General features: G+C 45.3%; 16 protein-coding genes. 13 read left to right on the forward strand and 3 right to left on the reverse strand.

What is annotated here, in order from left to right:
• Positions 1-13 precede the first annotated feature (13 nt).
• The 6 genes from ACTJKB_RS08330 (at position 14) to ACTJKB_RS08355 (ending at position 4,828) form a co-directional block, all read left to right on the forward strand.
• Entirely contained in the window at positions 14-895 is an 882-nt protein-coding gene (locus ACTJKB_RS08330; protein ID WP_074085465.1) for a carbohydrate ABC transporter permease, read from the forward strand.
• Positions 892-1,788 carry a carbohydrate ABC transporter permease gene (locus ACTJKB_RS08335; protein ID WP_440833166.1) on the forward strand — a complete coding sequence of 299 codons (897 nt, stop codon included), beginning with the start codon at positions 892-894 and terminating at the stop codon, positions 1,786-1,788. Before ACTJKB_RS08330 ends, ACTJKB_RS08335 begins: the two co-directional genes overlap by 4 nt.
• Before the next feature lie 37 nt (positions 1,789-1,825).
• Positions 1,826-3,400 (forward strand): alpha-L-rhamnosidase-related protein, encoded by a 1,575-nt coding sequence (locus ACTJKB_RS08340; protein WP_440833168.1) that lies wholly within the window; start codon positions 1,826-1,828, stop codon positions 3,398-3,400.
• A 320-nt stretch (positions 3,401-3,720) separates the two neighbouring features.
• On the forward strand, positions 3,721-4,089 hold the full coding sequence (locus tag ACTJKB_RS08345; protein ID WP_440833170.1) for a hypothetical protein: 369 nt from the start codon (positions 3,721-3,723) through the stop codon (positions 4,087-4,089).
• A gap of 29 nt (positions 4,090-4,118) precedes the next feature.
• Positions 4,119-4,382: a hypothetical protein gene (locus ACTJKB_RS08350; RefSeq protein WP_440833172.1), complete on the forward strand. Its 264-nt coding sequence runs from the start codon at positions 4,119-4,121 to the stop codon at positions 4,380-4,382.
• Complete coding sequence (locus ACTJKB_RS08355) at positions 4,379-4,828, forward strand: CPCC family cysteine-rich protein (protein WP_440833174.1); 450 nt, start codon at positions 4,379-4,381, stop codon at positions 4,826-4,828. The genes ACTJKB_RS08350 and ACTJKB_RS08355 overlap by 4 nt, the downstream gene beginning before the upstream one ends.
• A 444-nt stretch (positions 4,829-5,272) precedes the next feature.
• Here the strand turns inward: ACTJKB_RS08355 and ACTJKB_RS08360 are convergent, their stop codons facing one another.
• Positions 5,273-6,163, reverse strand: coding sequence for a helix-turn-helix domain-containing protein (locus ACTJKB_RS08360; RefSeq protein WP_440833176.1), 891 nt, complete (start codon positions 6,161-6,163; stop codon positions 5,273-5,275).
• 212 nt (positions 6,164-6,375) lie between these two features.
• Between ACTJKB_RS08360 and ACTJKB_RS08365 the strand changes: the two genes are divergently transcribed.
• The 4 genes from ACTJKB_RS08365 to ACTJKB_RS08380 all read left to right on the forward strand — a co-directional run bounded on the left by ACTJKB_RS08365 (position 6,376) and on the right by ACTJKB_RS08380 (position 11,656).
• Complete coding sequence (locus ACTJKB_RS08365) at positions 6,376-7,734, forward strand: ABC transporter substrate-binding protein (protein WP_440833178.1); 1,359 nt, start codon at positions 6,376-6,378, stop codon at positions 7,732-7,734.
• Positions 7,735-7,847: 113 nt separating this feature from the next.
• Positions 7,848-8,774, forward strand: a complete 927-nt coding sequence (locus ACTJKB_RS08370; protein ID WP_440833180.1) for a carbohydrate ABC transporter permease — start codon at positions 7,848-7,850, stop codon at positions 8,772-8,774.
• A gap of 3 nt (positions 8,775-8,777) precedes the next feature.
• A complete protein-coding gene (locus tag ACTJKB_RS08375; protein ID WP_440833182.1) occupies positions 8,778-9,635 on the forward strand; it encodes a carbohydrate ABC transporter permease in 858 nt (285 codons plus the stop codon).
• A gap of 59 nt (positions 9,636-9,694) precedes the next feature.
• A complete protein-coding gene (locus ACTJKB_RS08380) occupies positions 9,695-11,656 on the forward strand; it encodes a glycoside hydrolase family 127 protein (protein ID WP_440833184.1) in 1,962 nt (653 codons plus the stop codon).
• 116 nt (positions 11,657-11,772) lie between these two features.
• On the opposite strand, the gene ACTJKB_RS08385 is transcribed toward ACTJKB_RS08380, so the two are convergent.
• Together ACTJKB_RS08385 and ACTJKB_RS08390 are read right to left on the reverse strand one after the other, a co-directional pair.
• Positions 11,773-13,173: a sensor histidine kinase gene (locus ACTJKB_RS08385; protein WP_440833186.1), complete on the reverse strand. Its 1,401-nt coding sequence runs from the start codon at positions 13,171-13,173 to the stop codon at positions 11,773-11,775.
• On the reverse strand, positions 13,148-13,885 hold the full coding sequence (locus ACTJKB_RS08390) for a response regulator transcription factor (RefSeq protein WP_440833188.1): 738 nt from the start codon (positions 13,883-13,885) through the stop codon (positions 13,148-13,150). Before ACTJKB_RS08390 ends, ACTJKB_RS08385 begins: the two co-directional genes overlap by 26 nt.
• 154 nt (positions 13,886-14,039) lie before the next feature.
• Between ACTJKB_RS08390 and ACTJKB_RS08395 the strand changes: the two genes are divergently transcribed.
• From ACTJKB_RS08395 to ACTJKB_RS08405, 3 genes are read left to right on the forward strand one after another with little or no spacing between them, the layout of a single operon-like run.
• Complete coding sequence (locus tag ACTJKB_RS08395; protein ID WP_440833190.1) at positions 14,040-14,804, forward strand: ABC transporter ATP-binding protein; 765 nt, start codon at positions 14,040-14,042, stop codon at positions 14,802-14,804.
• On the forward strand, positions 14,801-15,526 hold the full coding sequence (locus ACTJKB_RS08400; RefSeq protein WP_440833192.1) for an ABC transporter permease: 726 nt from the start codon (positions 14,801-14,803) through the stop codon (positions 15,524-15,526). Before ACTJKB_RS08395 ends, ACTJKB_RS08400 begins: the two co-directional genes overlap by 4 nt.
• An 11-nt stretch (positions 15,527-15,537) precedes the next feature.
• Entirely contained in the window at positions 15,538-16,302 is a 765-nt protein-coding gene (locus ACTJKB_RS08405) for an ABC transporter permease (RefSeq protein ID WP_440833194.1), read from the forward strand.
• The last annotated feature ends 61 nt before the right edge of the window (positions 16,303-16,363 follow it).

The following is a 16,363-nucleotide window of genomic DNA, read 5'->3' on the forward strand; positions in this document are numbered from 1 at the left end:
GGAGATGAGAGAAATGAACCGGACTGTAATGAAAAAAACGATGTACTTTTTTGCCATCCCTGCTTTGGTATTTTACCTGATATTCTGGATCTTTCCGATTCTGAAGCTGTTTCAATACAGTGTTACCGACTATAACGGGTTTTCCACGGATTTTAATTATATCGGCTTGGACAACTTTAAAGACTTATTCGCAAGCGGAACACTCGGAACCTCGCTGTGGCACACTATATTGTATACAGTTATCAGTGTCGGCTTAGGCAACTTGATTGGATTAGGACTTGCTTTGATGCTCAATATGAATATTCGCGGAAAAGGTTTTTACCGCTCTATCTCTTATATCCCAACCTTGTTCAGTGCAATTGTCGTAGGTTTTATCTGGAGTTATGTGTACATGCCTGATACCGGAATGATTACAACCCTTTTGTCGAAGATAGGCTTTAATACTGAAAATATCAATTTTCTCGGCAATTATTCCACCGCCTTGTACTCGATTATCTTTGTGGAAATCTGGAAGAATATTGGCACGACCATGATTATCTTTCTGGCCGGTCTGCAGACCGTTCCTAAGGACTTGCTGGAAGCGGGTGAAATTGACGGCTGCGGCCCGTGGCGTCTATTGAGAAATATCAAGCTTCCGCTGCTTGCCACTTCGGTGACGATCAATATTACACTTAGCTTAATCAATGGTCTGAAAGCCTTTGACTTCCCGTTCATTATGACCAGTGGCGGTCCCGGAACTTCGACTAACACCCTAATTTTCTCAATTTATAAAATGGCCTTCACGGAGCAAATGTTCGGCAAAGCCTCTGCGCTTGGCATCCTGTCCTTCTTATTTATTATGGTAATCACAGGAATCTTCGTGCTCAATATGAACAAACGGGAGGTGTCGGCATGACTTCTGTAACCAAAAACATGTTTGCATCCGATCCGAAGCGGGAAGAGGTGAGACGGCTAAGCGGCCGGACCTTAGGGAAAAAGGCACTGGTTCAACTGCTGGTTATTGCCGTAATGGTGCTCAATCTGATTCCGCTGGTTATCGCGTTGTCCACCTCGCTGCGTTCCCCGGACAATATGAGCAATCCTGTCAACTTGTTCAATGAATTCTCGCTGTCCAGTTACCGCTCCGCTTTTGAACGGATGCATTTTTCGCAGGCCTTTATGAACAGTCTAGTCCTGACCGGCATTTCCGTGATCGTCGTAGTACTGATTGCTTCGATGGCTGCCTACCCGATGGCCCGGATCAAGAGCAGAAGCAGTCAGTTTCTCTATCTGTTCTTTCTTTCGGGACTTGTGGTTCCCGGTCAAATGGTTCTGATTCCGATTGTGCAAATGTTGAACAGCCTGCATATTCCGAGCACGCAATATACACCCATTCTGATGTTCATTACGTGCAGCCTGCCATTCTCCACCTTCCTGTATACCGGGTTTATCCGCAGCGGAGTACCGGAGGAAGTGGAAGAAGCTGCGCATATCGACGGGGCCGGACTGTTTTACCGGTTCTGGAAAGTCGTGTTCCCACTCCTGATTCCTGTTACTGTATCGGTTATTATTACGCAGGGCGTATGGATCTGGAATGACTACTTCTTTAATATGATCTTCATTACCAAAGCTTCGCAATCACCGCTGCCGCTGGCAATGCTCGGTTTCATGGGTGACCAGCAGAACCCTACACAGTGGAACGTGCTGTTCGCCGCCTGCATCTTGTGCGCGCTGCCGCTGCTCATCGCATTTACCTTCCTGCAAAAATATTTCGTGGGCGGGCTTACCGTTGGTTCGGTAAAGGGTTGATCTGCTTAGTGATAAATCTAGATTAGGAGGTTGGATGATGTCCCAAGCTATAGGGCAGAGTGCAGCAGTGAACATAAAGAAGAATGAAGCTTTTGCCGCAACGGCAGAGCGGCTTATTCCTGAATTATTCTATGAGGTTTGCCGTCCGCAGCATTTGATTAAAGTCATAGCCGATGAGGAAGCTGTTCATGGCTGGAGAACTGAGGTTGTACAATCGGTCGATGAACTGCCTTCGCTTGCCCTCGGAAAAGGGGATGAGGTCATTTTGGATTTCGGCAAACACCTGGTGGGCAAGTTGTCGCTTCATATTGAGCCGCACGGAAGTCCGCCCGATGCGCCGCTTTTTTTAAAGGTGACGCTGGGAGAAATGCCGGTTGAAATGGGTGAATCCTTTGCCGAATATGAGGGCTGGTTAAGCCGTTCCTGGCTGCAGGAGGAAACCTATCATTTGGATGTATTGCCTCACACACTGCATATGGAACGCCGTTATAGCTTCAGGTATTTGAAACTTCAGGTACTGGACACCTCTGTGAAGTACAAGGTGATCTTCGATGATGTCTACTGTACAACCGTCACTTCGGCCTCACCTGAAATGATTGTTCCGCTGAAGCATCCAGACGGGGAGCTTGCGCGGATTGACGAGGTCAGCATCAAAACGTTGGAAGAATGCATGCAAGAGGTTTTTGAAGATGGTCCCAAGCGGGACCGCAGACTTTGGCTTGGTGATCTGCGGCTGCAGGCGCTCGCCAATTACGAAACATTCAAAAATTACGATTTGGTCAAACGCTGCCTGTATCTTTTTGCCGCGTATCCAACGGATAAAGGGCTGATTTCGGCTAACCTGTTCATGAAGCCTGTGGTCATTCCCGATGATACGTATCTGTTCGACTATTCGCTCTTTTTTGTGGCTACGCTGAGTGACTATTATGAAGCTACGCAGGATATGGACACGCTTCGTGAGCTGTGGCCAACCGCATTTCGGCAGATCGAATTGTCGCTGGAACGGTTGGATACGCGTGATATCGTACAAGACGATAACTCGTGGTGGGCATTTATTGATTGGAAGGATCAATTAAGTAAAGTAGCCTCCGCCCAGGCGATTCTAATCTATAATATGAAGTCTGCATTGCAGCTTGCGACAATACTGGAGGATCACAATCAGGAGTTCCTGCAGTTGAGAATTGAACAGCTCACAGCGGCAGCATTGCAATTTCTGTGGAGTGATAAACTGCACTACTTCGTGAGCGGAGAACAACAGCAAATCTCCTGGGCCTCGCAAATCTGGATGATACTGGCCGGTGTAATAGATGAAGCGAAAGGGAAAGAGCTGCTTGTGCGTCTGCTCGGGGAGAAACCCGGTTTATCCTTGTCTACTCCTTATATGATGCATCACTTGATTGAGGCCTTGATCCAGGTGGGCGAGCGGGAAAGAGCAACGCTGGAGATCAAAAAATATTGGGGACAGATGGTTAAAGACGGAGCGGATACCTTCTGGGAGCTGTACGATCCGGAGAACAAAAATTTCTCTCCCTATGGAAGTTACTTAATTAACAGCTATTGTCATGCCTGGAGCTGCACACCGTCTTATTTCATCCGTAAATATCATTTGTAAAAGCAAAAAGGAAATCATGGTTTTGATTATAAAAGCCCCTGTTCATTGCTTGTCTATCACAAGCTCTGGGCGGGGGTTTTTTGGGTGCATCTACCGCATTTGCCGGCAGAATAAAGGTTGGGAATATATAAAATTACATTCAATTCAAGCCGCTGAGAAGCGGCTTCTTTGATAATTTAAGAGCTGAAGTCTAAAACGGTTACATTGTCCAGTGAAGGACGGTGTAGCCGTTTTATTAAGAAAATTATTTAGAAAAAGCTGTGAATCAACTCCTGAAATTACCATTACTTGTATACGGAATATTCAGGGAGTGACCCTCTATGTCAAGCAAGATTGTTGTACAGAAGCCAGCAGAGCAGCAGACTGAGATAAAAAAGAGTTCTGCACAAGCTCCACTCGCTGACAAAGCGGCATTGAAGCCGCAAATACGAACCCCGCTTGAGCTCAAACGGCTAACCAACCGCCTCTTAACCGCCCCGGAAACGGTAACTTCCGGTGAGTTCGCTATGCTCACGGGTGTCATTGGCCTTCGGAGCGCTCTTATGCTGCTTGACCAAGGCAAGCGGAACAAGGGAAAGGCAGAGAGGGCGGACATAACCTCGGATACAACACCGAAAGAATCTCAGAACTTACCTGCCGCTTCACGAGACTCTTCAATACATCCTTATGGCGACCAACAGAGAAGATAGCTGATTTATGGAGTAAGGGGAAATTAAAAGTGCACTATGAAAAACATGGTGATGAATTTGGGGCAAAATCCTCAAAAGAATACTCAAACATGGCTTATGAATTTGGAACTAGTAAATCTGATAGTATTATACAAGTGAATGATGGAGCATTTATATATAGATATGAGCCGTCTACTAAATCTATATTCGTTGGGACTGGCATAGGAGGTAAAATCAAGTCATTTTATAAATGGGATGGTCGTTCTGATGATGCTGTAATCTTAATGTTAAAAGGAAAGGGATTAATTGAATGAGAAATATATCCAGGGAAAATTTCTTTAAATTAATATGCTCAGTACGTGATATTGTTGAAAAAGAGATAGATTTGCCAAGTTATTTTGAAGAAGGTTCTTCAAAAATTAATATGGAACTAAGTGAGGTGGATTTTCAAGGTGTTAGTAATGGATTTTTATCAGAAATAGTTTATGCTATTACAGGATATGATGTTGAAGTTATTGGTGAAGTGGAAGAATTGTTTACTTGCCCTTGTTGTGGTTTTAAAACTTTAACAGAACTTTATGATAAGATTGAAGGAACAGGTTATGATATTTGCCCATATTGCAAGTGGCAAGATGATGGAACTACGGACATAAATTCTTATAGGTCTATCAATAAAGGAAGTATAGCAGATCATCTTAATAAACTCCGCATAAATTCTAATAAGTACTATATAAACAAATGGCTAGATGGGAAAGATTAATGATTAATGTTTATCCAGCAGATGTTCCAAAGTAACCTTTTGCATGGGGATATACAGCTATTAGTTAAACTTTTTTTGGTGGGGCTACCCAGTATCGAATAAATCCATCGTATCTTGAATTAAAAGAAACAGCTTGAGAGTTACATATCTATCTTTTGCTGTATGGTATGTAGATCAATAAGGTGACGCCACTACTCAATGTCATTAAGTTAAGGCGCAGGGCCAAAAATCAAGAAAAAGAGCAGGTTATCAAAAGATAGCCCGCTCTTTTTTTGCACGAAAAAATAGAACTTGACAAGCAGATGGAAATGTGTGGATAAGCTCCTTGAAAAAACGAGGAGGTTACGCCAGTGGAAATTCTTTTGAAAGTAATCATACGAATATTCCTCCTAAAGCAAAGCAATTCATCGCCTGGTTTCCCTTTTTTATTCCCTATTTGCTTGCCTAGCGTTTCTGAATGAATTTGCTGCGGAAGCCGGAGGGAGATAGCCCCTCCTTCTTGGAGAAGCACGAGGAGAAATGGGAAACGTGGTGGAAGCCGACCTCCTCGGCGATCCGGGTAACGGACCAGGAGGTCTGCAGTAGAAGGCGCTTGGACTGTTCCACACGGTAATTCTGCAGATAAGCCATAGGGGTCATACCATAGGTTTTGAGCATGCTTTTGGCCAAATAATTTGGATGATAGTTGAGTTCCTTCTGCAGCATGGGATTGTTGATGTCCCGGGTATAGTTATGGCGGATGAACAATTCCACCTTTTCGGCAAGCTGAATGGCGGTAGCATCGGAAGGGGAGGCCAGGTCACGGTCCAGGTACTGGAGGAAGGATTGGAAGGAAGCCTGGCGTTTCCAGTTGCGCAGGGATTGCGGCTCATGCTCCTGCTCGAAAAACAGGTCCAGCACCTCCATCGCCTTCCTGGAGATTTTCATATGCTTGGGAATATAAATCGAGCAGACATCGGCATGATTGAGGTAGGCTTTTTGCTTATGGCTCTCGATCAGTGTGACTTGAGATTCCAGACATTCGTCCATACTCATACATTCCTTCCAGCTGCCAAAGGTCTGAAAATGAATCCAGATGATCTTCGTATCCTCGGTGCAGGGTGCAGAGCCGTAATGATGGCCGTCAGGACGGAGAATAAGGATTTCACCTTCACGCAGTTTCCATTCCTTTCCATCCTCACCGACGGGGAGGATTCCCTTCAGCACAACAATCAGATCAAATACGCCGATACAGTTGCGGTTGATGTGAACATCCCCTGCGGCATAGGTGGCATGTCCGCAATCGACGAAGTAGGGAATAGGCGGAGAGATAAAATGGAGAATAGGCGAGTTCATTTTATTTTTCCTCCAAGCAGGTTGAAATGATTAAAAATAAGGTTGGAATCCTGCGTTTTTTTTCATGATACAACATGTATTATTATTAATAAAGCGCTTTCTAAAAAGTTGAATAACTAAAAGTTGAAGTTGTTTTTTCTAACAGATGAAATGCAAAATACCGGCTTATTCCCGTAAAGGGCTAAGTATATATCGTTCAAGGAGGAAGCTGAATGAAAAAAGCATTTCTGTGCACGACGGTATTATTGTTGATTCTGGTAATGGGGCTCAGTGGCTGCGGTGGTAACGGGAATAAAGAGACATCCCCTACGGACCAGCCGGCAGCAAGCAACAACGGCAGTAAGGCAACTGAAGGCAGTGAAACCACAAAACCCGCCGCTGAGGCGCAAAAGGTGGTGTTCTGGACCTTTGTTGACGCCCATCAGAAGTTCTATGAGAGCATGGCGGCAAGCTGGAATGAGAGCCATCCGGATAAGGCCATTGCGCTGGAAGCGACCACCATACCTTATGACGATATGCACACCAAGCTGCTGGTAGCCCTGCAATCGGGTGTAGGCGCACCGGATCTGGTCGATATCGAGCAGAGCAAGTTTCCAAACTTTATGAAGGGAACGCCGCAGCTCGTGTCCTTGAACGACATTGTGGAGCCGGAGCTTGGCAACATTGTGAAGTCCAGAGTGGAAATCTACAGCAAAGACAAAACGTACTATGGTATTGATTACCATGTGGGTGCGACTGTCATGTATTACAACAAAGAAATGCTTGACCAGGCAGGAATAAATCCTGACACTATCAAGACCTGGGCTGATTTCGAGACGGCAGGCAAACAGATGCTGGATAAAACAGGCAAGCCTATGATCACATTTGAAGGCAACGGCAACTGGTCCTGGTGGCCGGCGATCAGCCAGCAGGGCTCTGATCAGGTGGATGAGAACGGCAATGTTACTGTGGATACACCGGTTAATGTGAAAACGATGGAATTCTTCCAGAAGATGGTGAAGGAAGGTGTCGCTGCTGTCGCTCCCGGCGCCGGCCATGATACAGAAGAATATTTCGGCTATATGGATTCGGGCAGCGCAGCTTCGGTCTTCATGCCATTCTGGTTCATGAACCGCTTCACCGACCATATTCCGGATCTCAAGGGAAAAGTCATCATTCGTCCGATGCCGGCTTGGGAAGAAGGCGGCAACCGCTCCGCAGGGATGGGCGGGACCGCAACCTCGATTACCAATCAGGCGAAAAATCCTGATCTGATCAAGGAATTCCTGGCGTACGCCAAGCTGTCCAAGGAAGGCAACCTGCAGGTATGGAAGCAGCTGGGCTTCGACCCGATCCGCACGGATGTCTGGAGTGATCCGGCCATGAAGGAATCGAACAAATTCACCGATTATTTCGGTACGGATATCTTTGATACGCTGCTCAGCGTCAAGGATGAAATTGCTCCGGTCCATATCCGCGAGAAATCGCCTGAGGTATTCGATGCCATCCGCAACAAAGCGATGCCGCAAATCTTCATTGACATGAAGGACCCGGCCAAGGTCCTGAAGGAAGTGCAGGCCAGTCTGAAATAAGATTTTCCCACATATGAAAGCGCACACAAGCTGTGAAGGGGAATAGAACCTTCTCCTTCACAGCCATACATTTTCCGGAAATATTCACTGCAGAAAAGAGTGGAGGTTTGGTTATGCAGATAGAAAGAGAGTTGACCAAAAACCCAAGAAGAAGGAGTTACCGGCTGGGAAATTCGCAAAAGCTGGCACCCTATGTGTTCGTATTCCCGTTTCTGTTGTCATTCGCCGTCTTCTTTGCGTACCCGCTGATTAATGCGGGAATTATGAGCTTTCAGGAAGTGCTCCCGGGAGAGGTGTCGTTTACCGGACTTGATAACTACAGAGGACTCTGGAATGAGGATTTCGGAGCGGCACTCTACAACAGCAGCCGATACACAATCTGGACACTCCTGCTGCTGATACCGGTGCCCATGATTCTGGCTGTTCTGCTTAATTCGAAAAAGATGCCATGGAGCAATTTTTTCAGATCTACCTTGTTTATTCCGGCGCTTACGTCTGTAGTCGTCGCAGGTGTGGTATTCCGTCTCATTTTTGGTGAGCTTGACGGCGCGTTAATGAATACGGTTCTGCATCTATTCGGGATATCTAGCCAGCGTTGGCTCTATAGTTCGAGCCTCGGGATGTTTGCCCTGCTTGTATTGGCTGGTTGGAGGTGGATAGGCATCAACATTTTATATTTCCTGTCCGCACTGCAAAGCATACCCGGCGAACTGTACGAAGCGGCTGAAATCGATGGGGCTGGCGCCTTCCGGAAATTAATCAGGATTACGATCCCCCTGCTGAAGCCGATCACGATTTATGTCGTGACGATCACTATATATGGGGGATATGCCATGTTCACCGAGAGCTATATGCTATGGGCAGGCAAGCCTTCGCCGCAAAACATTGGGCTGACCATTGTCGGATATATCTATCAGCAGGGTTTCCAATATTTCAATCTTGGTTTTGGTTCGGCCATCGGGATCACCTTGCTGGGGATCACCTTATTGGTCAGCCTGGTTCAATTAACGCTCACCGGCATGTTTAAGAAGGAGGACTAGAGCATGCGGACTATTGAAAAATCCAAATTCAGCTTCTCCTCTCTGCTGCTTGTGCTTTTATTTGTGGTTCTGGCGGCCCTGATGTTATTTCCGTTATATGCCTTGTTCCTTGCTTCCCTGAAGCCTGCTACAGAATTGTTCCGCTACGGCCTGAATGTTCGGCTGGATTTCAATTTGATGAGTCTGGACAATTACAAAAGCATCTTTTCGGGGCAGGGGGCGGCCGGCAATTATTTTGGCTGGTATAAGAATAGTCTGCTTATTACCTCGCTGTTCACCCTGCTGAGCCTGCTGTTTTCTTCAATGGTAGGCTACGGGCTGGGAATGTACCGTTTTCGCGGCCGGAATTTTATTTTTACCCTGGTGCTCGTGGTGATGATGATTCCCGTGGAGATTATTCTGCTGCCGCTCTATAAGCTAATGATTTCGCTGAAGCTGATCAACACCATCTGGGGTGTTATTCTGCCCTTTGTGGTCTCCCCGCTGCCCATCTTTTTCTTCCGCCAATTTGCACTTGGCCTGCCCAAGGACTTCATGGATGCGGGCCGGATGGACGGATGCTCGGAGTACGGAATCTTCTTCAGAATCATGGTGCCGCTGATGGCCCCGGCGTTTGGGGCGATTACCATCCTGCAGGCCATGAACAGCTGGAATAACTTCCTGTGGCCGCTGATCGTGCTGCGGACGACCGAGCAATTCACATTGCCGATCGGGCTCGCTTCCTTTGTCTCTCCCTTGGGCAATAACTATGAAGCGCTGATCGCGGGAGCCGTCCTGGCCATTTTGCCTATTCTGGTTCTGTTCTTATTTTTTCAGCGCTTCTTCATGGAAGGGTTAACGGTTGGAGGAGTCAAGGGGTAAGGCTGTAAGGCTGCCACGGGCAGGTGATCTGTAACAGAGATGAGAGGAGAGTTCCATTAATGAATGATAATACCACTCCGGCTTCAGGCAAGGTTCAGATTCATGATCCGTTCTGGTCGGAATATATGCGTCTGGTCCGCGAGGTTATGGTTCCTTATCAGTGGGAGGCGCTGAACGACCGTGTTGAAGGGGCTGAGCCCAGCCATGCGATCCGTAATTTCAAGATTGCGGCGGGCCGGGAGGAAGGCGAGTTTTATGGAATGGTTTTTCAGGACAGTGACGTAGGTAAATGGCTGGAGGCTGTGGCGTACTTACTGGAGACTAAGCGGGATTCTGCGCTTGAGGAGATAGCGGACGGCGTCATTGAGCTGCTTGCTCAAGCCCAGAGGGATGACGGCTATCTGAATACCTACTTTATGCTAAAAGAACCGGGCAAGGAGTGGACTAATCTGGCGGAATGCCACGAGCTCTATTGCGCTGGACATTTAATTGAAGCGGCAACAGCTTATTTCAGAGCCACCGGCAAAAGAAAGCTGCTCGATGCGGCGAGCCGGTATGCAGATTACATTGCTGCCGTATTCGGAGCGGAGCCCGGCAAGCTGCAAGGCTACGACGGCCATCAGGAGATTGAACTGGCGCTGGTGAAATTGTTCCAGGCCACAGGTGAAGAGAAGTATCTGGAGTTAAGCCGCTATTTCCTGGACCAGCGGGGACAGCAGCCCCATTACTTTGAACAGGAGTGGGAAAAACGCGACCGGACCCTGCATTTTCCCCAGCTCTCCATGGTTCATGATCATCTGTACAGCCAATCGCATCTGCCTGTCAGAGAGCAGACCACTGCGGAGGGGCATGCGGTTCGCCTGGTCTATATGTGTACGGCGATGGCCGACATTGCCCTTGAGACCAAGGATGCCGGGCTGCTGGAAGCCTGCCGGAAGCTGTGGGACAACATTGTGAACAAACGGATGTACATTACGGGCGGCATCGGGTCCATGGAGCAGGGGGAATCCTTTACCGCGGATTATGATTTGCCGCCGGACCTGGCCTATGCCGAAACCTGTGCTTCCGTGGGGCTGATCTTTTTTGCCCGGCGCATGCTGGAGCTGGAGCACACCAGCAAATATGCGGATGTCATGGAGCGGGCGCTCTACAATACCGTAATCAGCGGAATGTCTCTGGATGGCACCAAGTTTTTCTATGTGAATCCGCTTGAGGTGTATCCGGAAGTACTGGGTAAGAACAAGAACTATAATCATGTAAAAGCTGTGCGCCAAGGCTGGTTTACCTGCGCCTGCTGTCCGCCGAATGTGGCCCGTCTGATCGCCTCGCTCGGAGACTACATCTATTCAACGTCAACGGAAGGCGATATCTTATACGTCGAACTCTACATCGGGGGCCGTACCGCAAGGATAATGAATGGCATATCCGCTGTTATTGAACAAATCTCCAGCTATACTTCGGATGGCAAAGTCCGCTTGACCGTTACTCCTGAACAGGCCGGGGAATTTACGATTGCGCTGCGTATGCCGGATTGGTGCCATGAGGTCCAGGTTTCGCTTAACGGCCAATCCCGGACGCATCATGCAGGAAATGCGGACGGATATATTCACCTGACTCGTAAGTGGGTATCCTGTGATACCCTTGAGCTGCAGTTTGCGATGCCGGTCACGCCGATGAAAGGTCATCCGCATATCCGCCAGACCTTTTCCAAAGTAGCCCTGCAGCGCGGTCCTTTCGTCTATTGTCTGGAAGAGGCTGATAACGGCCCAAGACTATATCAGCTGCGGCTGCCGCAGGGTAATGAATATTCACTTGCAGAGGAAGCTGGTTTCCCTGAGGGCATCCCGACGATTTCAGTTACCGGTAGACGGATGCTGCCGGAAGCAGGTTGGGGGGAGGAGCTGTACAGCAGTGGACCACCCTTGAAGAGCCAGGAGGTGCAGCTGAAGTTCATTCCGTATTTTGCCTGGGCCAACCGCGGGGAAGGCGAAATGTCCGTCTGGATTGGGGAAGAACAGTAGTGCTGAATATGTATAACAACGATAATTTAGCGGTGTGGGAATTTTATTATGTGCTCCGGGAGGCCGGTTTCTGAAATTAGGTACTTCCCGGAGAAACCCGCTCTTTTATCGGCATGTCATCCAATCGACGAACCGGGGAGAGAGCAAGACTCGTTAAAAGTGATAGAAGCCGTGAAACCTTGCTGGGGTTGGCTGTGAAACTGTATCGTGCCATGATGTGCGGCAACAATTTGCTTTACAAGCAGCAACCCCATTCCGTGTCGTAAATTCAAACTTTCATCGGTGCTGTTCATGTAATGAGGTGTTTTCAAAATTGCGCTCAATTCGCTTTCTGAAACGCCGTGGCCGTTATCTGAAACAGTGATACTCAACTTATGTAACGAAGTATTCAGCTTAATGGATAGTTCACAACCTTGTGAATTATGGTTGATACTGTTTTGCACAAGATTTCCGATAGCTCGTTTAAGCAGAGTTTTGTCTCCGTTCATCATGAGTGCTTGAGCTTTTTCGATAATTATTAAATCAATTGAATACTTTTCATCCAATCCGTTATTGAGATAATCGGCAACCAACTCACGTAACAGTTTGGCTGGTGACAATTGTTCCGTATGAAGTGGCTGCATATCGTACTCCAATTGTGAGACCAAATTTAAGTCTTGTATTAGCCCTTTGATTTTCATACTTTGATTACGGATGATCAACGCCTGCTCTTGTGTGTCTGCAGGCAATTCGCCATTTGTTGCTATGCGGTCTGCATAACCCATTATCATAGATAAAGGAGTTCTAATATCGTGCGAGACACCACTTATCCAATTCACTCTGGCTTTGTCTTTCTTATCCAAGATGGCAGATGTCTTATTTAGGCTGTTCCCGATTTCAGACAGATCGCCGGTTGTAGTTAGCTTAACTGACTGCCCTTGCGATAGTTGCGTTACAGCGTTCACAATCGGCATAATATTTTTGATTATGCTCCGTTTTGAGATGACATAGGCAAGAAACAATATTAGTATATCAAGTCCAAATAGCCCCATAATAAACAACGGTATATTTCGAATGACATTAGCTGGAAGATAATTTGTAGTAAACTTTGTATAGCTGGACTTTGGATATCCCAGTACTAATAGATCATCATCGTATTTCCAGACAAATACAGGATATTCATGCAGATATCCCCGTGAGAGCATTGCAATATCTTGTAGAGAATAATTGATTAGTATCTCATCAGGCAAGTCAAAACTCCATGCTGCTTTCCCATCTGATGAAATCAACATTGCCCAAATATTATGTTCACGTAAAAAGTTGCTTTGTGTCTGCATTAATTTGTAACTTCCATTTTGGAGAGATAGCGAATGGGAAGTTTCCTCAATGACAGACGTAGGATCATTAATACCATAATTATTTGTAACGACTTTTTGAAACGCTATTATATATAGCAATAAATTTGTCAAAATAATTGCTACTATGATGCCACTGAAAATTAGCAAATGTTTACTAATATATTTTTGGAATTTCAGCATTCGATGACTCCTTGCTATCAACAAGTAACTTATATCCTAATCCTTTAATAGTTACTAGCGAAACTGGTTTTGATGGATTTTCTTCAATCTTCTCACGAATGCGGCGAATGTGTGCCATCAAAGAATTTTCATAGCCAAATGGGTTATCACCCCATGCGGCTTCACACAATGCATCTATTGTCACAATACGGTTTGCATTCCGCACAAGCACTTCCAGTAAGTCATGTTCCTTTGCTGTTAACTGTATCGTTTCAGTGCCTTTTGTAACCTCTGCTTTGCTAAAATCAAGAGAGCACCCGGATAATTTCACAGTAGGATTGTCGTTTTTGTAGCAGCGCCGCAAAACAGCATTCACACGCAGAATTAATTCTTTGGGTAAAAACGGTTTAACAATATAATCATCAGCGCCTAGACCTAATCCGGCGAATTTGTCCTCAGCCTGGTCTTTTGCCGTCAGAAAGATTATAGGCACCTCTGACATTCCCCGAATTTTATCCATAAGCATAAATCCATCGCCGTCCGGTAGCATTACATCTAATATCGCCAAATCAGGGGATTGTTCGGAAAACAGAGTAAGAGACTCTTGTGCGCAAGAAGCGGTAACAATATTCAAAAATCCATCATCAATCAAAATAGAAGATACCATTCTGATTAACTCCCGCTCGTCATCAACAAGCATGATTTTTTTTGATTTTAAAAAGTTATATTCCATAATCTTCACCACCTTTTATCCATTATACATTTATACCATAAGTGTTTGACTAAAGGGCAAACGCTTCCTAAAAGTAAGGTAAATGTAAGGTGGGCAGAATGTTGGCGTCAGGTTGGAACGTTATATTGTTCCTATCACGAAAGGAGTGACGACTATGGAAAATATTATTTCTACTAATGATCTCACAAAGAAATACAAGGGTTTTACCGCTGTGAATAAGGTTTCCCTACACATTCCGAAAGGCACAATCTATGGATTTCTTGGCCCGAATGGGGCAGGCAAATCCACAACTATGAAAATGCTGCTTGGCCTCACAAATCCGACTGGCGGTACTTTTTCTGTGGACGGGAAAACATTTCCGGAAAACCGTGTGGATATCTTAAAAAAAGTAGGTTCACTCATTGAATTACCAGCATATTACAGTAACTTGACTGGCCGTGAAAATCTCGATATTATTCGGCGTATTTTAGGCTTACCCGAAAGTACTGTCGATGACGTACTGGAACTTGTAGGGCTTTCCGCATTTAGAAACCGTCTCGTTAAAAAGTATTCTCTAGGTATGAAACAGCGACTTGGTCTTGCTTCGGCATTGATTGGACAGCCGCCAATTTTAATTTTAGACGAGCCAACAAACGGTCTTGATCCGTCGGGTATCCATGAAATTAGAAACTTGGTGAAGTCTTTGCCTCAAATGTACGACTGTACCGTCCTTATTTCCTCGCATATGCTGTCGGAAATTGAGTTGATTGCCAATGATGTAGGTATCCTTAACCATGGAAATATGCTGTTTGAGGGCAGCATGAGTGAATTGCGACAATTTGCAGAACAGAATGGATTTGTCACTGATAATTTGGAAGAGATGTTTTTGTCTATGGTGGAACAGGATAATGCAGCAAGAAAACAGAGCCCAAAAATATGAGAACGCTCGCCATTGAACTGAAAAAGTGCAAGCGCTCAGGCGTTATTCCGATTATGTTTGCTGTTGGCATTTTAGGGGCCTTGTACGCCTTTGTAAATTTCTTCATCCGTAAAGAGACGTTGTTTTCCTTACCATTGCCTCCTATGGTGATCTTACTCACATCGTTATATGGCATGATCATGGTCTTAAACCTGTTCGGTGTAATAGTAGCTGCTTGTATGATTTATAACATTGAGCATAGTGGCAATGCCATAAAGAAGATGTATATGCTACCCATCAAAGTGGCAAACATCTATCTTTCCAAGTTTTTGATTATGGCTGTGTTGTTAGCGATTTGCAGTATATTTCAAAACGCTGCTCTTGCATGGATTGGTATGTCAAACCTACCTAAAGGTGTATTTGAAATACATACATTTTTCCGGTTTGCAAGCTACACCTTTTTAACCACGCTACCCGTTATGTCGTTTATGCTGATAATTTCCTCAAGATTTGAAAACATGTGGAGCACACTTGGGATAGGTGTGGCGGGATTTTTAAGCGGTATGACATTGGCAATGGGACACAGCAAATGGTTGCTTATAAATCCATTTGTACTAATGATGAAACCAGCTGTTTCACCCACAGTGAACTTGGATTATACCGTAGTTGCTCTGTCTGTAATTGAAACTGTCCTGTTTTTTATGGCTGGGTTGATTATGACAAAGCATATCCGTTATGAATAGGAGGTATTTAAATGAGTTTTTTAGAAATTCTCGCTATTGAGTTCAAAAAAGTAAAACGATCAAAACTCGTGCTGCTGATTCTTATTCCCTCTCTGTTTGTGGTAATTTCCGGTGTTGCTAATATAAGAAGTTATTTTACGCCAGAGTATAAAAACGCATGGCCTGCAATGTTTATTCAAAGTGCATTGCTGTTTGGATATTACTTACTGCCGTTTAGTATGATTGTTGTGTGCGTGATGATTTTCAATACTGAAACAAAAAATAACGGCATATTAAAAATGCTGGCGATGCCAATCAGCCGTACAAAAATGGCACTTGCCAAATTCACTGTGTTACTTTGCTACTTGGGAATGGAAATGGTGATTTTTTTTATCGCTTTTATAGTCGCTGGTTTAGTCGCAACTGCTACTATGGGAATTACAGAAACCATCCCTGTGTTATATCTCTTGAAATGTGCATTGGGCCTATTTATTACTTCTGTTCCCGGCGTAGCATTTATGTGGATGTTGACGGTACTGTTTGAGAAACCGCTGCTGTCTATCGGGCTTAATATGCTACTTGTTATACCGGGAGTTCTTGTTACAAACACTCCTATCTGGCCTATATATCCGTATTGTTATAGTGGATACTTGGTGTCAACTGAATTGCACAAATTTTCCAATATTACAAGTGAACATTCATTTCAGATATTCCCGTTTTTACCTTGTGCAATCACAATTTTCGTAATTGTATTAGCAATTGGGGTAACTCAATTTGGTAAAAAGGAAATGAAATGAAAAAACTAAACTTAGGATATTTATACAAAAGAAGCTTATAAGAATAAAGGTAGTGAAGAAG

Source organism: Paenibacillus sp. 22594, from assembly GCF_052044425.1.
Lineage (GTDB): Bacteria > Bacillota > Bacilli > Paenibacillales > Paenibacillaceae > Paenibacillus_AQ.